The organism is Actinokineospora sp. UTMC 2448, from assembly GCF_024760565.1.
GTDB classification, from domain to species: Bacteria; Actinomycetota; Actinomycetes; order Mycobacteriales; family Pseudonocardiaceae; genus Actinokineospora; species Actinokineospora fastidiosa.
Genome location: NZ_CP031087.1, coordinates 1,024,965 through 1,044,431 on the forward strand (window position 1 = coordinate 1,024,965; position 19,467 = coordinate 1,044,431).

At 71.3% G+C, this 19,467-nt stretch carries 16 protein-coding genes and 2 tRNA genes; 9 read left to right on the forward strand and 9 right to left on the reverse strand.

What is annotated here, in order from left to right:
- Nucleotides 1-346: 346 nt before the first annotated feature.
- Genes Actkin_RS04890 through Actkin_RS04900 form a run of 3 tightly spaced genes read left to right on the forward strand, consistent with a single transcriptional unit; the run spans nucleotide 347 to nucleotide 2,040 of the window.
- Nucleotides 347-988 (forward strand): DUF742 domain-containing protein, encoded by a 642-nt coding sequence (locus Actkin_RS04890; RefSeq protein WP_258906118.1) that lies wholly within the window; start codon nucleotides 347-349, stop codon nucleotides 986-988.
- Nucleotides 989-1,006: 18 nt separating this feature from the next.
- Complete coding sequence (locus Actkin_RS04895) at nucleotides 1,007-1,873, forward strand: class I SAM-dependent methyltransferase (protein ID WP_189212439.1); 867 nt, start codon at nucleotides 1,007-1,009, stop codon at nucleotides 1,871-1,873.
- Entirely contained in the window at nucleotides 1,870-2,040 is a 171-nt protein-coding gene (locus Actkin_RS04900; protein ID WP_189212438.1) for a hypothetical protein, read from the forward strand. Before Actkin_RS04895 ends, Actkin_RS04900 begins: the two co-directional genes overlap by 4 nt.
- 10 nt (nucleotides 2,041-2,050) lie before the next feature.
- On the opposite strand, the gene Actkin_RS04905 is transcribed toward Actkin_RS04900, so the two are convergent.
- Nucleotides 2,051-3,355, reverse strand: coding sequence for an ABC1 kinase family protein (locus Actkin_RS04905; protein WP_258907852.1), 1,305 nt, complete (start codon nucleotides 3,353-3,355; stop codon nucleotides 2,051-2,053).
- 374 nt (nucleotides 3,356-3,729) lie between these two features.
- On the opposite strand from Actkin_RS04905, the gene Actkin_RS04910 reads away from it, so the two are divergent.
- The gene (locus Actkin_RS04910; protein WP_258906120.1) at nucleotides 3,730-4,257 is read left to right on the forward strand and encodes a M48 metallopeptidase family protein; all 528 of its coding nucleotides are present in this window, start codon (nucleotides 3,730-3,732) and stop codon (nucleotides 4,255-4,257) included.
- On the opposite strand, the gene Actkin_RS04915 is transcribed toward Actkin_RS04910, so the two are convergent.
- Nucleotides 4,244-4,591, reverse strand: a complete 348-nt coding sequence (locus tag Actkin_RS04915) for a VOC family protein (RefSeq protein WP_189212437.1) — start codon at nucleotides 4,589-4,591, stop codon at nucleotides 4,244-4,246. The two genes, Actkin_RS04910 and Actkin_RS04915, sit on opposite strands and share 14 nt — an antisense overlap.
- A complete protein-coding gene (locus Actkin_RS04920) occupies nucleotides 4,588-5,868 on the reverse strand; it encodes a zinc-dependent metalloprotease (protein ID WP_258906121.1) in 1,281 nt (426 codons plus the stop codon). The genes Actkin_RS04915 and Actkin_RS04920 overlap by 4 nt, the downstream gene beginning before the upstream one ends.
- A gap of 79 nt (nucleotides 5,869-5,947) precedes the next feature.
- On the opposite strand from Actkin_RS04920, the gene Actkin_RS04925 reads away from it, so the two are divergent.
- Nucleotides 5,948-7,048 carry a YlbL family protein gene (locus Actkin_RS04925; RefSeq protein WP_229787172.1) on the forward strand — a complete coding sequence of 367 codons (1,101 nt, stop codon included), beginning with the start codon at nucleotides 5,948-5,950 and terminating at the stop codon, nucleotides 7,046-7,048.
- Between the two features lie 11 nt (nucleotides 7,049-7,059).
- Here the strand turns inward: Actkin_RS04925 and Actkin_RS04930 are convergent, their stop codons facing one another.
- Nucleotides 7,060-7,566 (reverse strand): PPA1309 family protein, encoded by a 507-nt coding sequence (locus Actkin_RS04930; RefSeq protein WP_189212435.1) that lies wholly within the window; start codon nucleotides 7,564-7,566, stop codon nucleotides 7,060-7,062.
- A 149-nt stretch (nucleotides 7,567-7,715) separates the two neighbouring features.
- On the opposite strand from Actkin_RS04930, the gene Actkin_RS04935 reads away from it, so the two are divergent.
- The 4 genes from Actkin_RS04935 (at nucleotide 7,716) to Actkin_RS04950 (ending at nucleotide 12,500) form a co-directional block, all read left to right on the forward strand.
- Nucleotides 7,716-10,706 (forward strand): UPF0182 family protein, encoded by a 2,991-nt coding sequence (locus Actkin_RS04935; RefSeq protein ID WP_189212434.1) that lies wholly within the window; start codon nucleotides 7,716-7,718, stop codon nucleotides 10,704-10,706.
- A gap of 80 nt (nucleotides 10,707-10,786) precedes the next feature.
- Nucleotides 10,787-10,860 (forward strand) — tRNA-Met (locus tag Actkin_RS04940).
- A 943-nt stretch (nucleotides 10,861-11,803) separates the two neighbouring features.
- A tRNA-Met gene (locus Actkin_RS04945) sits at nucleotides 11,804-11,880 on the forward strand.
- An 86-nt stretch (nucleotides 11,881-11,966) separates the two neighbouring features.
- A complete protein-coding gene (locus tag Actkin_RS04950; protein WP_258906123.1) occupies nucleotides 11,967-12,500 on the forward strand; it encodes a DUF2087 domain-containing protein in 534 nt (177 codons plus the stop codon).
- Here Actkin_RS04950 and Actkin_RS04955 read toward each other — a convergent pair.
- From Actkin_RS04955 to Actkin_RS04975, 5 genes are read right to left on the reverse strand one after another with little or no spacing between them, the layout of a single operon-like run.
- Complete coding sequence (locus tag Actkin_RS04955) at nucleotides 12,497-13,426, reverse strand: hypothetical protein (protein WP_258906124.1); 930 nt, start codon at nucleotides 13,424-13,426, stop codon at nucleotides 12,497-12,499. The two genes, Actkin_RS04950 and Actkin_RS04955, sit on opposite strands and share 4 nt — an antisense overlap.
- 2 nt (nucleotides 13,427-13,428) lie before the next feature.
- The gene (locus tag Actkin_RS04960; RefSeq protein WP_258906125.1) at nucleotides 13,429-15,120 is read right to left on the reverse strand and encodes an ABC transporter family substrate-binding protein; all 1,692 of its coding nucleotides are present in this window, start codon (nucleotides 15,118-15,120) and stop codon (nucleotides 13,429-13,431) included.
- 24 nt (nucleotides 15,121-15,144) lie between these two features.
- A complete protein-coding gene (locus Actkin_RS04965; RefSeq protein WP_258906126.1) occupies nucleotides 15,145-17,250 on the reverse strand; it encodes an ABC transporter ATP-binding protein in 2,106 nt (701 codons plus the stop codon).
- Complete coding sequence (locus Actkin_RS04970; protein WP_189212431.1) at nucleotides 17,247-18,206, reverse strand: ABC transporter permease; 960 nt, start codon at nucleotides 18,204-18,206, stop codon at nucleotides 17,247-17,249. The genes Actkin_RS04965 and Actkin_RS04970 overlap by 4 nt, the downstream gene beginning before the upstream one ends.
- A 12-nt stretch (nucleotides 18,207-18,218) precedes the next feature.
- The gene (locus Actkin_RS04975) at nucleotides 18,219-19,193 is read right to left on the reverse strand and encodes an ABC transporter permease (protein ID WP_189212430.1); all 975 of its coding nucleotides are present in this window, start codon (nucleotides 19,191-19,193) and stop codon (nucleotides 18,219-18,221) included.
- Nucleotides 19,194-19,467: the final 274 nt, after the last annotated feature.

Consider the following 19,467-nt stretch of genomic DNA (forward strand, 5'->3'; position numbering starts at 1 on the left):
CGGTCTTGGCCGACCGGCGGGTTGGGCGCGCACAGCGTGGTCGAGGCCGTCGGCGCGCAGGAGTCGACGATGCAGGCGCCGGTTCCTGCCGGAGCTGATCCGGCTCATCTGGGAGCGGAAGATCGATCCCGGGCGGGTCTTCGACCGCACGCTTCCGCTGGAGGAGGCCGCCGAGGGCTACCGGGCGATGGACGAGCGCCGGGCGGTCAAGGTCCTGCTCGCCGACTGACGGCTGGCCTTGCGCCGTTCGAGTGGAGAAACACGAAATAAACGCGCGGGACACCTCGGTGGCCGGTCCCGCCGCTAGCGTGGGGCGCTCTGTCAGACGGAAGCCTTGGGGCAGGCGTTGGTACAGAAGACCGTGGTCGCCCGCAGCACCCAGCGGGCGCGAGGGAATCCCGAAGTCGGCAGCACCGGTGCCCGGTTCGGCCCGCAGGGGCCGCTGCCCGCCGCCGAGGTCGATCCCGTCCTGGCGGAACCGCCCGCCGCGGACTCGCCGATCGGCCTGACCGGGGCGCGATTCGGCCGGACCGGCCGCAAACGCAAGCGCGCGGCGCGGAAAGCGGACCCGGCCCCGGTCGCCGACGCCTGGTGGGACGCCGACACCCCGGTCGAGACGGGGGAGGACCACTGGACCGACGAGTACGCCGACTGGCTGACCCGCCCGGAGTCGCACGCGCTGGTGCGGCCGTACGCGTGGACCCGCGGCCGCACCCGGGCCCGAGGGGACCTGGCGATCGAGGCCCTCGTGCACACCGTCCGGCTGGACGCGCGGACGTCGTGGTCGTCGCGGGCGATCACCGAGCTGTGCCGGACGCCGCGGTCGGTCGCCGAGGTCGCCGCGCTGCTGTCGGTGCCGCTGGGCGTGGCCCGGGTGCTGATCGCGGACCTGGCCGCGGCCGGGGTCGTCCGCGTGCACGCGACGCCGGACGGGGTGCCCGACCTGACGATGTTGAACCGGGTGCTCACGGGACTTCGCCGGCTGTGAGCACTAGTTTCTGCTGACATGGCGCACACGCATGACCGAATCGACTGGACCGAGCGGATCGCCGAGATGCGGCGGACCGACGCGTTGGAGGCCGAGGTCAACGGCCTGGTCGCCCACCGGCTCGTGGACCCGCTGCCCCCGGGCGCCACGGTCGTCGACGTCGGCTCCGGCTCCGGCGGGATGGCCGCGGCCTTCGCCGCCGCGCTGGCGGTGCGCGGCGGCGGCCGCATCGTGCTGGTCGACGCGGTTCCCGAGCTGCAGGCGGCCGCGATCGACGCCGTCCGGGCGGCCGCGGGTGACCGGATCGAGATCGTGCCGGTCGAGTTCGACGCGGCCGACGACGGGCTCGCCGCCGCGGTCCCCGCGGGCGACCTGGTGTGGGCGTCGCGGGTCGTGCACCACCTGCCCGACGAGCGGGCCGGGGTCGCGCGGCTGGCCGGGATCGTCCGGCCGGGCGGGACCCTGGCCCTGGTCGAGGGCGGGCTGACCAAGCGGTGCCTGCCGTGGGACCTGGGCGTGGGCGAGCCCGGCCTTGAGGACCGCCTGCACGCCGCCCGCGCGGAGTGGTTCACCAGGATGCGCGCGGGCATGGAGGGCGTGGTGCGCACCGGGGTCGGCTGGAACCGGCTGCTCGCCGACGCGGGCCTGAGTGACGTCCGGGCGTTCAGCTACCTCGTCGACCTGCCCGCCCCCGGCGCGGAACCCGTCCGCCGCTTCGTCGCCGACTGGCTGGCGTGGCTGTCCGGTGTGGGGGAGGAGTGGCTGTCGGAGTCGGACCGGGAGACCGTCGCCCGCCTCCTGGACGAGAACGGCCCGGACTGGGTCGGCGCCCGCGACGACGTGTTCGTCCTGGCCGCGTCGACCGTGCACCTGGGCACGAAATGACCGAGCGCTGCGCCCGCTGCGGCCGCCCCCGCGACGACGCGGACCCGGCGGCCCGGCTGGCCTGGGTCCGCGACACCGACGAGCGCGGCACGCGGTGGTACTGCCCGGAGTGCGCCCGCGAGCACCTGCGCAGCATCGAGGCCAAGCTGACCTCGGACTGGTGGTGAGCCCGAGCGGTCAGGCGGCCTCGTCGGCGAAGCCGGGCTGCCACCGGGAGATGATCGGGCGCATCGAGAAGTGGGCGTCGAGCTGGCACAGGATGCCGGTCGCGCCCGCCGTCACCCGCTGGATCAGCAGGTACTGCGGCGGCAGGTTGAGCGAGCGGCCGGTCTTGAAGTCCTGGCCGCCGCCCACGCGCTCGGCCTGGCGCTGCATCCAACGGCGGCTGAAGTGGAAGGTCTCGACCGCTGCGGGCTCGGCGAACGGCGCCAGGTAGGCCAGGACGTCCTCGGCGTCGAGCTCCATGCCCGCGCGGACGAAGCCCTCGTCGCGCATGAGGCGGAGCAGGTCGGCCGAGCGGCCCTCGATGGACAGCCGGGTCATCACGCCCAGCGGCCTCGGCAGGCCCTCCGGGAGGCGGGCCACGGCGCCGAAGTCGATCACGCAGAGCCTGCCGTCCGGCGTGATCATGAAGTTGCCCGGGTGCGGGTCCGAGTGGAGCAGCCCCACCCGGGCCGGTGAGGAGAAGTGGAACTCGCACAGCAGCTTCCCCGCGCCGTCGCGTTCGGCGCGGCCGCCAGCGCGGATGATCTCCGACAGCGGCTTGCCCGCCACCCACTCGGTGACCGTGACCTTGGGCGCGCTGGCCACGACGCGCGGGACCAGCACGTGCGGGTCGCCTGCGAACGCCTTGGCGAACGTGCGCTGGTTCTCCGCCTCGGCGCGGTAGTCGAGCTCCTCGACCATCCGGTCGGCGAGCTCGCGCAGCAGCGGCTTGATCTCCATGCCCGGCACCAGCGGCTGGAACAGCTTGCTGAACCGCTGGAGCTGCCGCAGGTCCGACAGCAGCGCCTCGTCCGCGCCCGGGTACTGCACCTTGACGGCCACCTCGCGCCCGTCGTGCCACACCGCCCGGTGCACCTGCCCGATGCTGGCCGCCGCCGCGGGCTGGTCGTCGAACTCGGCGAAGCGCTTGCGCCAACCGCTGCCCAGCTGCTGGGCCAGCACCCGGTGCATGGTGGACGCGCTCATCGGCGGCGCGGCCGACTGCAGCCGGGTCAGCGCCTCCCGGTACGGCTCCGCCAGCTCGTCGGGCACCGCGGCCTCGAACACCGACAGCGCCTGGCCGAACTTCATCGCCCCGCCCTTGAGCTGCCCGAGCACGGCGAACACCTGCTCGGCCGTCCGCGCGGACAGCTCGGCGCTGACCTTGTCCGCGCTCTGCCCGGCCAGCCGCTTCCCCCAGCCGCCGACCGCCCGGCCCGCCACCCCGAGCGGGATGCTGGCGAGCCGCGCCGTCCGCGCGACAGTCTTGCGTGGCATCTCGGTCACGACCCGATTGTTCCCTGCCCGGGCCGCCCCACGCAGCCAGTTCGTGCGTGATACCCGGGACATCCCGCCCGCGCCGCGCCCGCTGGCGTCGGTGCGTGAGGGGTCGTGGGCCGACGGTGGTGGTCGGGGGAGCCGTTCGGCCGATGGCCGCGGCCGGTGGCAGGCCGTGGCGTCGGTCACGCGCGGAACGGCCGGTCGACAGCGGTGCCGATGTCGCCGGAGGCCCTGTGCTGCAACGGAAGGGGGAGCGCGGGTCGGTGTGGTCACGCGTCCAGTCTGCCCGGCTGGGCCGAACGGCCGAGCCGGTTGTCCACAGGTCGAAATGCCGCTCCCGGGATGTCGGTGGGGACCCTTACCGTTGTGCCGTGGCCGAACCCCGCGTCGAGGTGCGCAGGAGCAAGCGTCGCACCCGCACCGTCACCGCGTATCGAGACGGTGACACCCTGATCGTCCAGATCCCTGCCCGACTGTCCAAGAAAGAGGAGGCCCACTGGGTCGCCGAGATGCAGCGCAGGCTGCTGCGCAGCGAGGCCCCGGCGCGTCCGCCCGCGCGGTCGTCGGACGCCACGCTGCTGGCGCGCTGCCAGGAGCTGTCCGCGAAGTACTTCGGCGGCCAGTGCGACCCGGCGTCGGTCCGCTGGGTCCCGCCCATGCGGACCCGCTGGGCCTCCTGCACGCCCATCGACCGCACGATCCGGATCAGCGAGCGGCTGCGCCGGGTCCCGGCCTGGGTGCTCGACTACGTGCTCGTGCACGAGCTCGCCCACCTGCTCGAACCCGGGCACGGCCCGCAGTTCTGGGCGCTGGTGCGCCAGTACCCCAGGACCGACCGGGCCGTCGGCTACCTGGAGGGCCTCTCCGCCGCGGCGGGCTGGGGGCTCACGGAGGACTGACGAAGCAGAACTCGTTGCCCTCCGGGTCGCGCATGACCTGGAAGGACCCCTTGGCGTCGGACATGAGCCCGCCCATCCGCTGCGCGCCGAGGCCGACCGCGGTCTCGGCGGCGGCGCGGATGTCGTCGACCTCGACGTCGAGGTGCAGCCGGTTCTTGGTCGTGCGCGGGTCCGGCACCGGCTGGAAGGCCAGCCGGGGGAAGCCGGGCGGGTCGGTGTGCGACCAGCCGGACGCGCGGTCGACCACGTCGCCGCCGAGCAGCCCGGCCCAGAAGCGGGCCAGGACGGCGGGCTCGAGGCAGTCGATGACGAGCTGGTCGAGCCGGGCCCTCACTCCTCGGTCCCCTCGGTCTTCCTGAGCTCGGCGATCGGGTCGACGTCGGCGTGGCCGAGGCGGTCGGCGAACTCCATCGGGTCGTCGAGGTCGTCGGCGGTGGGCAGCAGGTCGGGGTGGGCCCAGAGGCCGTCGCGGACCTCCATGCCGTGCTGGTCGGTCACCAGCCGCCACAGCGCGGCGGCGGCGCGCAGCCTGCGCGGGCGCAGCTCCAGCCCGACCAGGGTGGCGAAGGTCTGCTCGGCCGGGCCGCCGGAGGCGCGGCGGCGCCGCAGCGTCTCGCGCAGCGCGTCCGCGCCGGGCAGCCGGTCGCCGACCGCGTCGCCGACGACGACGTCCACCCAGCCCTCGACCAGGGCGAGCAGGGTCTCCAGGCGGGCCAGCGCCGCCTTCTGCTCCGGCGTGGTCTGCGGCTCGAGCACGCCGGACTGCATGGCCCGCTCGATCGACTCGGGGTTCATCGGGTCGAACTGGCCCGCGAGCTGCTCCAGCGCGCTGGTGTCGACCTTGATGCCGCCCGCGAACTCCTCGACCGAGGCCAGCATCCGCTGCCGGAGCCACGGCACGTGCGCGAACAGCCGCTGGTGGGCGGCCTCGCGCGCGGCCAGGAACACCATGACCTCGCTGGAGGGCCGCTCCAGGCCCTTGGTGAACGCCTCGATGTTCTCCGGCAGCAGCGCGGCCGTGCCCTCCGGGCCCAGCGGCAGGCCGATGTCGGAGGAGGTCTGCACCTCGGCGGCCAGCTGCGCCAGCGCCTGGCCCAGCTGCGAGCCGAAGGCCATGCCGCCCATCTGGCCGACCACCGCCAGCAGCGGGCCCGCCTGCTGCTTGGCCTCGGCCGGGAGGGCCTCGACCCAGGCGCCGGACATGCGCTGGGCCACCGGGTCGCACAGCCGCCGCCAGGTGGGCAGCGTGGCGTCCACCCAGTCGCGCGCCGTCCACGCCCTGGTGGTGGCCGCGCCCGCGGGCAGCGTGGTGACCGGGTCGAGCCACATCTCGGCGAGGTGGACCGCGTCGGTGACCGCCTTGCCCGAGTCGGCGGCGAAGCCGGGCCTGGCGCCCAGCTTCTGCACGGCTATCTGCTTGGCCAGGTCGTAGTTCACCGGGCCGCTCGACGTGCTCGCCTGGCTCATCATCTGACCCAGCTGGCTGAGCATCTGGCCGAGCTGCCCGAACGCGTCGAACGGGTTCGGTTGCTGCCCGGCCTGGTCCGGGTTCTCGTTCTTGTCCCGGTCGTCGGGGTCCGGCAGGCTGAAGCCGAACTTGAACTCGTTCATAGGTCCACGGTACGCGGCACGCCCGCCTCCGGTACGTCAGGTGATCCGCCATGGGCGAACGCACGTACCCTGTGTGCTCGTGAGCACCGTCGCCGCCCAGGACCCGGTCCCCGCCCCGCCCGACTCCCAGCGCGGGCTGTCCCGGCGCGGCTGGACCGTGCTCGTCGGGTTCGTCCTGGCCTTGGTGTTCGCGGTGCTCGGCGCGACCGTGCCCATCCCGTACGTCTCGCTGGGCCCCGGCCCGACCTACGACACCCTCGGCTCCGTCGACGGCGTGGCGATCGTGCAGGTCGAGGGCGAGCAGACGTACGAGACCACCGGCCAGCTGCGCATGACGACCGTCTCGGTGAACGACGACATCACCCTGTTCGGCGCGCTCGCGCTGTGGGTGAGCGGCCGCTTCGCGCTGGCCCCGCGCGAGGAGTACTTCCCGCCGGGGGAGACCGAGGAGCAGATCGAGCAGCAGAACACCAAGCTGTTCGAGGACTCCCAGAGCAACGCCGAGACCGCCGCCCTGCGCCACCTCGACTACCCGATGAAGGTCATCGCCCAGCAGATCACCACCGGCGCGCCCGCCGACAAGGTGCTCGCCCCCGGCGACGAGATCGCCGAGGTCAACGGCAGGAAGATCGCCCAGGCCGACGACGTGCGCGCCGCGCTGGCGGGCACCCGCCCCGGCGACGCGGTGCCGATCACCTACGTGCGCGGCGGCGTCACCGAGACCGCGACCATCACCCTCGGCGACGCGGCGGCCTTCGGGGCCGACGCCCGCGAGGAGGGCTTCATCGGGCTCGGCGTCGTCGACCAGCCCGAGGTCGACTTCACCACGACGATCACCCTGGAGGACGTGGGCGGTCCGTCGGCCGGGCTGATGTTCTCCCTGGCCATCGTGGACCGGCTGACCGAGGGCGACCTGGCCGACGGGCAGATCATCGCCGGGACCGGCGAGATCACCACCCAGGGCGTGGTCGGCCCGATCGGCGGCATCGCGTTCAAGATGACCGCGGCCGCCGAGGCCGGGGCGACGACGTTCCTGGTGCCCGCTGCCAACTGCGCCGAGGCCGTGGACAACGCGCCCGAGGGCCTGCGGCTGGTCCGCGTGGAGACCCTGGAGGGCGCGGTGCAGTCGCTGAAGGACCTGGAGGCGGGCCGCCAGGTGCCGCTCTGCACGGCAGGCTAGTGGGCGGCCGGTTAGTCGAAGGTCGCCAGCAGGGCGCGGGTCAGGTTCGGCGCCAGCTGCGGGTTCTCGACCAGTTCGTCGATGTCGCGGACGCGGACGACGCACGCCGTCGCGCCCTCGCGCAGCACCGCGGCCACCAGCCGGGCCTCCCTGGCCATCGGGTGCGACGCGGCGACCCTGGCCATGGCGTCCTCGGCGTCGGGCAGGTCCGCCTCGGCGTCCGGGGGCAGCATGACGATCTCCTGCACGAGCGCGCAGCCCGCGACCGCCTCCGGCCACATGATCCCGGCCAGCGCCGCGCCGAGGTCGCCGTCGGGGAGGCTGTCCTGGGCGATGGGGGTCAGCGGGGACTCCGGGTCGACCTGGCCAGCCAGGTCCGGCTGCTCGCGCAGCAGGTGCTCGGTGGGCACCAGGGCGAACAGCTGGGGGCGCTGGTCCCAGCCCCCGGAATGGACGAACTCCTCGACCTCGCGGGCGACCGACGGCAGGGCGGAACTGGGCTCGCTCACGCCGGTCATCCTCGCACCCCCGGCGATCCACAGCCGAATTCCGCACCATTCGGACACCGCCGTGGGAACCTGAACCGGCCCTCGTAGAGTTGAACGGTCAGGGCCAGTCACGACCTGGCCCGGCCAGACGACAAGCAAGCGACCCTGGAGTGTGTCCAGTGGCCACTCGGCCCCCGATCGGCCTGCCGAAGCTGTCCCGGCGCAGCCGCATCCTGCTCATCCTCGGCGCCGCCGTCCTGCTGATCCTGTTGCTGGGCTCCCGGCTGCTGGGGACGTATGTGGACTGGCTGTGGTTCGGTGAGGTCGGGTTCCGCTCGGTGTTCACCACCATGATCATCACGCGGATCGCGCTGTTCTTCATCGTCGGCGCGTTCGTCGGCGGCGTGCTCGCGCTGAGCCTGTGGATCGCCTACCGCACCCGCCCGGTGTTCGTGCCGGTCGGCAGCGCCGACGATCCGCTCGCCCGGTACCGCTCGACCATCGTGCAGCGGGTCCGGCTGTTCGGCATCGGCATCCCGGCCGTCGTGGGCCTGATCGCCGGGTCCGCCGCCCAGGGCGACTGGCAGCGCGTGCAGCTGGCGTTCAACGCCACCTCGTTCGGCACGCTGGACCCGGAGTACCAGATCGACATCGGGTTCTACGCGTTCACGCTGCCGTTCATCACCTGGATCATCAGCTGGCTGTTCGTCGCCGTCGCCCTGGCGTTCTTCGGCGCGCTGATCACCCACTACATCTTCGGCGGCATCCGGCTGGCCGGTAAGGGCGGGCAGCTCGCCGGGCCCGCCCGCATGCAGCTGTCGATCACCGCGGGCGTGTTCGTGCTGGTGTACGCGGTCGACTACTTCTTCGAGCGCTACGAGCTGCTGTTCTCCGAGCGCAACCCGCTCTTCAGCGGCGCGACGTACACCGACCTCAACGCGGTGCTGCCCGCCAAGCTGATCCTGATGTTCATCGCGGGCTTCTGCGCCGTGGCGTTCTTCGTCGGCGCGTTCCTGCGCAACCTGCAGCTGCCCGCGATCGCCACCGCGCTGCTGGTGCTCTCCGGCATCCTCATCGGCGTCGCCTACCCGGCGATCGTGCAGCAGTTCTCGGTCCGGCCGAACGAGAACGCCAAGGAGGCCGAGTCCATCCAGCGCAACATCGCCGCGACCAAGCTCGGCTTCGGCATCACCGACGACAAGGTGAGCACCCTCGACTACCCGGGCGTGAGCACCGCGACGCCCGCCCAGATCCGCCAGCAGGAAGCCAGCGTCAACACCATCTCCAACATCCGGCTGCTGGACCCGAACATCCTGGCCCCGACGTTCACCCAGCGCGCGGGCGCGGAGAACTTCTACGGCTTCCCCACCAAGCTCGACGTCGACCGGTACACCATCGACGGCAAGACGCAGGACTACATCGTCGCCGCGCGCGAGATCAAGACCAGCGGGCTGACCGAGACCCAGGGCACCTGGATCAACCGGCACATGATCTACACGCACGGCAACGGCTTCGTCGCCGCGCCCGCGAACACGATCAACTCCGCGCTGCAGGACGCGGGCGGCGAGGGCGGCTTCCCGGTCTTCAAGATCAGCGACCTGACCCGCGAGGGCCCGTTCGGCCTGACGGAGCCGCGCATCTACTACGGCGAGCTGTCCACCGACACCTACGCCATCGTCGGCGGCCGCAACGACGGCGCGCCCATGGAGTACGACACCGCCTCGCAGACCTACTCCTACGCGGGCAAGGGCGGCGTGCCCATCGACGGGCTGATGAACAAGCTGGCGTTCACGCTGCACTACGGCGAGCGGAACATCCTGTTCTCCAGCCAGATCGTCGACGGCACGCGGATCATGTACAACCGCAACCCGCGCGACCGCGTGGCCAAGGTCGCGCCCTGGCTGACCCTCGACGGCGACCCGTACCCCGCGGTGATCGACGGCCGCATCCAGTGGATCATCGACGGCTACACCACGCTGGAGAACTACCCGTACTCCCAGCGCACCCCACTCGGCGAGGCCACGAGCGACTCCCTGGCGGGCGTGGTGCGCCAGGAGAACCGCACCATCAGCTACATCCGCAACTCGGTGAAGGCCACCGTCGACGCCTTCGACGGCAGCGTGAAGCTGTACGCGATCGACGAGGAGGACCCGGTCCTCAAGGCGTGGATGGGCGTCTTCCCCGGCACGGTGCTGCCCAGCAGCGCGGTGTCCGACGACCTGCGCTCGCACTTCCGCTACCCGGAGGACCTGTTCAAGGTCCAGCGCGAACTGCTGTCGAAGTACCACGTGCAGGACGCCAACGAGTTCTTCTCCCAGAAGAGCTTCTGGAACGTCCCGGTCGACCCGACCGAGGGCGGCGGCACCAACACCGGCACCACCGGCGCCAAGCAGCCGCCGTACTACGTGCTCGCGCAGATCCCCGGCCAGGAGGACGCCACCTTCCAGATCACCAGCGCGCTGACGTTCCTCAACCGCGCGTTCCTGGCCTCGTGGGTGTCGGTGTCGTCGGACCCGGAGAACTACGGGCAGATCAGCGTCCTGAGACTGCCGAGCGCGGGAACGAGCCAGATCGAGGGCCCCGGGCAGGTGCAGAACCGGTTCCTGACGACCCCTGAGGTCACCGAGAACCGGACGCTGATCCAGAACCCGACGGTCGACGTCAAGTTCGGCAACCTGCTGACCCTGCCACTGGCCGAGGGCCTGCTGTTCGTCGAACCGATCTACATCCAGCGCAAGGACGACGACGCCTTCCCGCAGCTGGCCCGCGTGCTGGTGTCGTTCAACAACCGCGTCGGCTTCGCCGCCACGGTCTCCGAGGCCCTGGAGAAGGCCATCGGCGCGGGCACCGGCCAACCGGCCACCCCGCCCGGCGAGGAGGGCGACGACCCGCCGCCGACCACGCCCACCACCCCGCCGCCCACCGGCCCCGGCAACGGCGGAGACGCCAACGCCGACGTGGCCGCCGCGGTGCAGGCGCTGGACGCCGCCCTGGCCAAGCTCAAGGCCGCCCAGCAGTCCGGCGACTTCGCCGCCCAGGGCGAAGCCCTGGCGGAACTGGAAGCCGCCGCCGACCAGTACAACGAGGCGAAGGCCAAGCAGGAACAGACCGGCGGCTCACCCCCCGGCCCGTCGCCGTCACCCACCCCGTCCCCGAACGGCGGCGGCTGATCGAAATCGCCCCCGGGGCCCGCAGCCCCGGGGCCGATTTGCATCCGGACTTCCCCGTAACGTAGAGTTCCCCTTACCGACGCGGGGTGGAGCAGCTCGGTAGCTCGCTGGGCTCATAACCCAGAGGTCGCAGGTTCGAATCCTGTCCCCGCTACAGAGTTGGGAGAGCCCTATCCGCGGAAAGCGCGGATAGGGCTCTTTCGCATTTTGCCTGGGGGCCGAGCCCCCAGACCCCCACGGTGCGGTATCTCGCGAGGGTGGGTGGGCGGGTTTGGGGTGGTCCGTTGTGGTGGGTAAGGGGAGCAGTCGTTGTGGTGGGTGTGGGGGAGTGGTGGGTGAGGGAAGTGGTGTGGGCGAGATGTGGTGGCGTGGGGGATGGGTGAGTGGTGAGGGTGGAAGTGGTTGGGGTGTAAGGGGAGGTGGAAGTCGTTGGGGCGTGGAGTAGCCCGCTGGAAGGGGCCGGGCCGGGAGCGGTTGGTTGGAGTGGAGTGGCCGAGCTTGGGGTCGACGGGTGAAGGGGTGGAGAGGCGAAGGGGTGGAGGACTGATTGGGCGGAGGAGTGAAGGGCGGAGTGGTGAGGGTGGGAGCGGTGAGAGGGCGGGGGAGCGAAGGGGCGGAGAGGTGAGGGGTGAAGGGATGAAGCTCTGGGGTGGAGCGCGGGGAAGCAGCGGGACCACCGGGGAACGGGACGCGCCCCTGGTAACTGTCCGATGGGGTGGACTCGCATTCGTGGGGAGCGAGACGGTGCTACCCTCGCTCGGCGCGGAACGGCTTCGCCGCTCCGCCCTTCTTTCCGCGCCGCGCCGTCTCGCTTAGGGGCCCCGCGAATGCGAGTTCGCCCCATCGGACACCAAGAAGCAACTCGCGAACCACCCACGTGACCGCCGGCCCGGCGCACAACGGAGACTCAGCCGCGAGTGCCGGGGCAAACCTCAAACCACCTGCGGGCGCAGAAACGGCACAGCGAAGCCCAGCGGGGCAAGCACGGCCGCAGCAATCCCTCGAACACCGCGAAAACGCGCTCCACCACCCGATCGACCGCCAGAAGACCCCCCGTGAAAGCCGACCCCGAGGGTGTGTATAGTTGTACTTACCGACGCGGGGTGGAGCAGCTCGGTAGCTCGCTGGGCTCATAACCCAGAGGTCGCAGGTTCGAATCCTGTCCCCGCTACCACCGCGAAAGGCCCGATCCACACCGGATCGGGCCTTTCGCGCGTTATTGGGTTTGGGCCCGGCGCCCGGTTTGGTTGGCTGGGGGCCATGGGTGAGCTTTCGGCGCGGGACGTGGTGGGGCTGTTGGCCGAGGAGGAGCGGCTGCGGGTGTTCGCGGCCCTGGTGCTCGGCGCGGCCGACTCCGGCGAGGTTGAGCGGGTCACCGGGTTGTCGGCGCGGCAGGTGGGGCGCGCGTTGCTGAAGTTGCGCGACGGCGGGCTGGTGTCCGGCATGGCTGTGCGTGCCGAGGTCGTCAAGGCGGCGGCGCGGGGCGCGGCCGAGGAGCCGGAGTCGTTCGGGTACGCCGACCAGCGGGTCGAGGGCGTGGTGCGGGCCTTCGTGCGCGACGGGCGGCTCGTGGGGATGCCCGCGCAGGCGGCCAAGCGGCAGGTGGTGTTGGAGCACGTCGTGCAGGCCTTCGAGCCCGGGGTGCGGTACGGGGAGAAGGAGGTCGACGTGGTGCTGCGGGCCTGGTGCGAGGGCGGCGGGGTCGACTTCGTCACCGTGCGGCGGTACCTGGTGGACGCCGGGCTGCTCAGCCGGGAGGCCGGGGTCTACTGGCGTTCCGGCGGCTACACCTAGGACGGGTCGGAGCCGCGGACGGCCCACACCCAGAAGGCCAGCGCCGCGGTGAGCGCGGTGGCGGCGAGCCAGCCGGGGAAGCCGCTGCTGTCGATGTACGCCCAGAACAGGCCCACCAGGGGCGCCGACAGCGCGGCGGGCGCGTCCACGCGGAACTGCCGGGCCATGCCGGGCACCGACTCGGGGGCGTCCGGGACGGCGGCGTTGTCCGTGCGGCGCCCGGGCGGCTCTGTCGCGCGGACCCGGCCGGACGGGAACAGGGTGACGCCGTCCACCCGGAACGCGACGAAACGGTTGCGTCGGGGGTCGCCGTAGGCCTCGACCACGGTCGGCGTCGGCAGGGTAGGCAGGGCGGGGTCGAAGTAGACCGGGACCCAGCGCCGCGGTCCCGACTCGGTCTCCAGGTACGACCGGGTCAGCAGCCCGCGCTGCACGCGGACCCTGCGCACCGCCAGACGCGTCGGTGAGCGCCGCAGCAGCAGGCTCCGGCTCACTGCCAGCCACACGACGTGCGCGGCCGTCAGGACGGTCACCAGGGCCGTGAACACCACCCCGCCCAGCGCGCGGTCGGCGTCGGCGAAGACCTCGGCGCCCGGGACGACGGCGCGGTGCGGGGCGCGCGGGTCGTAGGCGATCGTGGCGGGCGCCTCGGCGGGCGGCGGGGTCACTGCCAGCGGGATGTCCGCCGAGTGCGCGACGCCGTCCGGCGATGTCCACTCGGCGCGGACCACGGACCCGCCCAGCGGCGTCACGGTGCCCGTGACGACCTCGGACAGCCCCGCCAGCGAGGCGTCGAGAGCGCGGTAGGTGGCTAGCGACATCCCGCCGACCAGGCCGCAGACCAGCACGACGAGCGCGGTGGCCAGGAGAACGTGACGGGCCGCGCGCACCCAGGAGGATGCGCGCGGCCCGGTGGACTCGACCATCGTCAGGCTGCGAAGCCCATGGCGGTGTAGTCCGGGTCAGCGACGCCGAAGGCGCCGAAGTTGACCAGCTTGGCGTCCACGGCGACCGCGCCCGGCACCTGGTACAGCGGCAGGTGGTGGCCCGCCTCCCAGATGAGCTTGTCGGCCTGGTTGGTCAGCTCGACGCGCTTGGCGTCGTCCAGCTCGGCGTTGGCCTGGTCGAGGAGCTTGTTGATCTCCTCGGAGCCGATCCGGCCGAAGTTCTGGTTCACGCTGTTCGGGTCGAGGTAGTAGATGCCCTTGGACGAGCTGATCGGCCAAGGCGTCTGCGACCAGCCGAAGCCGACCATGTCGAAGTTGCCGGTGTTGACGAAGTCGCTGAAGAACGTCGCCGAGGGCTGCGCGTCGATGATGACGTTGACGCCGACCTCCTTGAGCTGCGCCTGGGTCAGCTTGGAGATCTGCTCGGAGATCGGGTTGCCCGCGGTGGACACGATGCGGATGTCCAGCTGCTTGCCGTCCTTCTTGCGGAACTCGCCGTCCATCTTCCAGCCCAGGGCCTCGAGGTCGGCCTTGGCGGCCTCCTTGTCGGCCTTGATCGGGGCGGAGTTGTCCACGTAGTTCGCGGTGCCCTGCAGGAAGAAGTGGTTGCCCAGCGCCTTCGGGTCGGCCACGATCGGGCCGAGGATGCCCTTGGCGTAGACGTTCGGGTCCATGGCCTTCATGACCGCCACACGCAGCTTCTGGTCGGCCAGGATCGAGGTCTCGGCGCCGTTGAAGGTGATGTGGTTGTAGGACTTGCCGGGGGCCTCGCGGACCTCGACGCCCTGCATGGCCTTGGCCCGCTGGAAGTTGTCCACACTGGAGCCGATCTTGTACCAGTCGATGGCGTCGGAGGCCAGCGAGTCGGCCAGCGCGGCGCGCTCGACCACCCGGAAGGTGATCTTGTCCAGCTTGGGCTTGCGGCCCCACCAGTTCGGGTCCGGGACCACGCTGACCAGCTTGGCGGTCTGGTCGATGGTCTCGATCTTGAACGGGCCCGCGGTCGCCTTCGGGCCGTCGATCCAGCCCTCGTTGAAGGTCTTCGGGTCGGCGTTCAGCGACTTCGGGTAGAGCGGGCTGAACAGCGAGGTCCACTCCGCGAACTTCTTCTTGAAGGTGACGACGACCTCGTTGTCGGCCGCGCCCTTCTCCACCTTCTCGATGTCCTCGTAGCCGGTGGTGCCCGCGACCGAGAACTCCTCGTTGGTGCCGTTCAGCGCCTTGAACTGGGCGTCGAAGTCCTCCCAGCCGATCGGCGTGCCGTCACTCCACTTGGCGTTCGGGTTCAGCTTGTAGGTGATGACCTGCGGGTCCGGGGAGGTCAGCGTGGCCGACTCCAGGTAGTCCGGGTTGACGACGATCTTCCCGGCCTTATCCGCGACGTGCAGCTTCGGGATCAGCGCGCTGAGGATGTAGTCGTGGTCGACCAGCGGGCCGTTCAGCTGGTTGTAGTTCCAGTTGTCCGGCAGCGCGTCCAGCGGCCACTTCAGCTCGCCGCCCTGCTTGACCTGGTCGTAGGGCTGCTCGTTGATGGCCCACGAGCCCTGCGCGGCCTGGTCGGTCCCTTGCAGACCGCCGCCTGCCTGGTCGTTGTCGCCGCCGCCGCACGCGGTCAGCACCAAGGCCGCCGCGGTGACGGACGCGGCGACACCGGTCCACTTTCTGCGATTCACGGGGGTAACCCTCCTTCTTGCCCGCTATACGACTGCGCGGGACTCGGCATAGTGACACGCGGCACGGTGGTCCCCCGCGCCGTCGAGGTCCGGTTCCTGGTCGAGGCACAACGCCCGCTGCGCTTCCGGCAGGGCGGCGAACTTGAAGCAGCGGGTGTGGAACCGACACCCCTGCGGCGGATTGGCCGGGCTGGGCAGGTCGCCGGTGAGGATGATCCGCTCCCGGCGCCGCTCGACGACCGGGTCCGGGATCGGGATCGCCGAGAGCAGGGCCTGGGTGTAGGGGTGCTCGGGCGCGCCGAACACCTTCTCCACCGACCCGATCTCGATGATCTTGCCCAGGTACATCACCGCGACCCGGTCGGCGATGTGGCGCACCACCGACAGGTCGTGGGCGACGAACAGGTAGGACAGGCCGAGCTTCGCCTTCAGCTCGTCCAACAGGTTGATCACGCCCGCCTGGATCGAGACGTCCAATGCGGACACCGGCTCGTCGAGCACGATGAGCCGGGGCTCCAGGGCCAGCGCGCGGGCGATGCCGATGCGCTGGCGCTGCCCTCCGGAGAACTCGGCGGGGTAGCGGTCGGCGTGCTCGCGACGCAGGCCGACCAGGTCGAGCAGTTCGGGCACCCGGGCGTCGATCTGCGCCTGCGAATACCCGTGCACCTGCATGGGCTCGGCGAGGATGTCGCTGATGGGCATCCTCGGGTCGAGGGCGGCCATCGGGTCCTGGAACACGACCTGCATGTCCCGCCGGATCGCCTTGCGGGCGGTCCGGTCGAGCGCGGTGGTCTCCTTGCCGAGCACCGCGATGCGGCCGGACTGCAGCTTCTCCAGGCCCAGGATCTCCATGAGCGTGGTGGTCTTGCCGCAGCCGGACTCGCCGACCAGGCCGAGCGTCTCGCCGGTGCGGATGTCGAAGCTGATGCCGTCGACGGCGCGGACGCTGCCGATGGTGCGCTTGAACACCGAGCCCTTGGTCAGCGGGTACGCCTTGACCAGGTCCTGGACCTCCAGCACGGTCTCCCGCTGCTCGCGGGGCACCGCGGCGATCGGGGGCTCCTCGACGACGTCCACGCCGTACACCTCGGCCGCGTCGGCGTCGGTCCCGGCGATCTCGTCGCTGCGGATGCACGCCGCGTGGTGCCCGGGCGCGACCTCGGCCAGCGGCGGCTCCGCGGTGGTGCACGCCTCGACGGCCATGGGGCAGCGCGGGGCGAACGGGCAGCCCGGCGGCAGCTCCACCAGCGACGGCGGCTGGCCCTCGATCGGGACCAGCGGCTGCTTCTCGTCGGCGTCCAGCCGCGGGATGGAGCCGAGCAGACCCAGCGTGTACGGCATGCGCGGGTGCGGGTACACCTCGTCAACCGGGCCGGTCTCCACCGCGCGCCCGGCGTACATGACCATCAGCCGGTCGGCGAACCCGGCGACCACGCCGAGGTCGTGGGTGATGATCACGATGCCCGCGCCGGTGACCTCCTGGGCGGTCTTGAGCACCTCCAGCACCTGCGCCTGCACGGTGACGTCCAGCGCGGTCGTCGGCTCGTCGGCGATGATCAGGTCGGGGTCGTTGGCGATCGCGATGGCGATGACCGCGCGCTGGCGCATGCCGCCGGAGAACTCGTGCGGGAACGCCTTGGCCCGCTGGGCCGCGTTCGGGATGCCGACGAGGTCCAGCAGCTCCACCGCGCGGTTGTTCGCCTGCTGCTTGCTGACCCTGCCCTTGCCGTGGGTCAGCAGCGCCTCGGCGATCTGGTCGCCCACGGTGTAGACCGGGGTCAGCGCGGACAGCGGGTCCTGGAACACCATCGAGATCCGGCGGCCGCGGATGCGCGAGAGCTCGGTGTCGCCGAGGCCGAGCAGCTCCTTGCCGCGGAACCGGATCGACCCCGACACCCGCGCCTGGGCGGGCAGCAGCCCCATCACGGCCAGCGAGGACACCGACTTGCCCGACCCGGACTCGCCCACGATGCCGAGCACCTCGCCGGGCGCGACCTCGTAGCTCAGCCCGCGCACCGCGCGCACGCGGCCGCTCTCGCTGGGGAAGGACACCCGCAGGTCGTCCACCTTCAGCACCGGGCCGTCCACCTCCGGCGTGGGCCCGTCGAACATCAGGTCGGCGGCGGTCACTCCGACTCCTCCTCGCTCTTGGTTGCGCGCTTCCGAGCCCTCGTGGAGCTCGGGTCGAGCGCGTCGCGCAGGCCGTCGCCGAACAGGTTCACCGCGAGCACGAACAGCACGAGGAAGCCCGCGGGCAGGTAGAACAGCCAGGGGTAGGTGATCACCGAGTCGGTGCCGGTGGCGATGAGCGTGCCCAGGGAGACGTCCGGGGGCTGCACGCCGAAGCCGAAGAAGCTCAGGCCGGTCTCCGACAGGACCGCCGCGCCGATGGTGATGGTCGCGTCGATGATCAGCAGCGAGGCCATGTTCGGCACGATGTGCTTGAAGATGATCCGCAGCGGGGACTGGCCCATGAACCGCGCGGCCTTGACGTACTCGCGCTCGCGCAGGGTCAGCGTCATGCCGCGCACGATCCGCGCGGTGATCATCCAGCTGAACGCGGCCAGCAGGGCCACGAACAGCAGCCAGCTCTCGCCCTTGAACGCCGGGCTGAGCACCGCGATGATCAGGAACGACGGCAGCACGAGCAGCAGGTCGACCACCCACATCAGCGTCCGGTCCACCCAGCCGCCGAAGTAGCCTGCCAGCGCGCCGACCAGCGCGGCCACGCTCGTGGAGATCACCCCGACCAGCAGACCGATCGTGAGCGACTTCTGCAGACCGCGCATGACCTGCGCGAACACGTCCTCGCCGATCTTGGTGGTGCCGAACCAGTGCTCGGCGCTCGGCGGCTGCAGGAACGCGGTGTAGTCCGGCTCGGCGTAGCCCCACGGGGAGATCAGCGGGCCGAGGAAGGCCATCAGGTACAGCAGCACGACCACGATCAGGCCGAACACCGCGCCCTTGCGGCGCAGGAACCGCCGCAGGACGAGCCGCGACCGCGTCGCCGACCGCTCGCGCTTGGGCGCCCCGCCGTCGACCGGGCTGGCGCCGGGGGCGGCCGCGTCACTGGTGATAGTCGCCATTTCCAGTCCCCCCTAGACCCGGACTCGCGGGTCGAGCGCGGCGTAGAGCACATCGGACAGCCAGCCGGAGATGAGCACCAGGACCGCGATGAACAGCGTGACGGTGGCCACGACGTTGGTGTCCTGGGCGGTCACGCCGCTGATGAGCCAGTCGCCCATGCCGTACCAGCCGAAGATGCGCTCGGTGAACGTGCCGCCGGTGATGAGCAGGCCGAACCCGAACGCGAACAGGGTCGCCATCGGGATGAGCGCGGTCCGCAGGCCGTGCTTGAACAGCGCGCGGCGCCGGGTGAGGCCCTTGGCCTGGGCGGTGCGCAGGAAGTCGCTGCCGAGCACGTCGAGCATGGCGCTGCGCTGGTAGCGGCTGTAGAAGGCGATCTGGCCGAGGGCGATGGTGAGCGTCGGCACGATCAGGTAGCGCAGCCGGTCGCCCAGGGACTCGAACCAGGTGCCCTGGAAGCCCGGTGTGGCCTCGCCGAGGGTCTGCAGGTAGTTGCTGCCGATGAGGTCGTTGAACGCCTGGGCGGGCTGCTTGAGCAGCGTGCCGAGCACGAAGACCGGAATGGACAGGATGACGAAGGAGAACAGCGTCGCCACGTGGTCGGTCAGCTTGTACTGGCGGATGGCGCTGACCACGCCCAGCACGACGCCGCAGATGACGCCGATGGTGACGCCCAGCAGGAACAGCCGCAGGCTGACCCCGATCCTCCTGCCCAGCTCGTCGGTGATGGGGTGTCCGGCCACGGTCTGGCCGAAGTCGCCCTGGACGACGCCGCCGAGCCAGCTGAGGAACCGCTGGGGGATCGGCTGGTCGAGCATCAGGTCGACGCGTTTGGCCTGGATGACGGCGTCCGGCGGCGGCGGGTTCCGCTGCATGAGGATGCCGATGGGGTCGAACGTCAGCGAGGCGAGGGCGAACGCCAGGAACGTCGCCACCAGGCACAACACGATGTAGTTCGCCAGGCGTCGGACGAGGAATCCGATCACGTCAGAAAGGGCCTTCCGGTACGGCCCGGTCGGGGCCTGCACGCGACAGTCACGAAGATGGGATGTTCGGCCGTGGAGGTCTGGCGAGGAACCTACTTTAGTAGGGAATCCGGTTACAGCTCGGAGACGGAGGCGGCTAGCCCCGTATGGGTGGTTGCTATAGGTGATTCCGGCCACAGGGTCGTGCAGGTCGCAGCGCCATTCGGGTGACTACGTCGAACCGGTCCCGACTGGGCCGATCGGGTAGCCGCGGCGGTCAGTGATCCACTCCATT

Excerpts from the sequence above, each read along its gene's own strand:
- Actkin_RS04905 (WP_258907852.1), bottom strand. The coding sequence starts at position 3,355 with ATGCCACGCAAGACTGTCGCGCGGACGGCGCGGCTCGCCAGCATCCCG.
- Actkin_RS04930 (WP_189212435.1), bottom strand. The coding sequence starts at position 7,566 with ATGACCGGCGTGAGCGAGCCCAGTTCCGCCCTGCCGTCGGTCGCCCGC.
- Actkin_RS04950 (WP_258906123.1), top strand. The coding sequence starts at position 11,967 with ATGGGTGAGCTTTCGGCGCGGGACGTGGTGGGGCTGTTGGCCGAGGAG.
- Actkin_RS04900 (WP_189212438.1), top strand. The coding sequence starts at position 1,870 with ATGACCGAGCGCTGCGCCCGCTGCGGCCGCCCCCGCGACGACGCGGAC.
- Actkin_RS04970 (WP_189212431.1), bottom strand. The coding sequence starts at position 18,206 with ATGGCGACTATCACCAGTGACGCGGCCGCCCCCGGCGCCAGCCCGGTC.
- Actkin_RS04955 (WP_258906124.1), bottom strand. The coding sequence starts at position 13,426 with ATGGTCGAGTCCACCGGGCCGCGCGCATCCTCCTGGGTGCGCGCGGCC.
- Actkin_RS04920 (WP_258906121.1), bottom strand. The coding sequence starts at position 5,868 with ATGAACGAGTTCAAGTTCGGCTTCAGCCTGCCGGACCCCGACGACCGG.
- Actkin_RS04895 (WP_189212439.1), top strand. The coding sequence starts at position 1,007 with ATGGCGCACACGCATGACCGAATCGACTGGACCGAGCGGATCGCCGAG.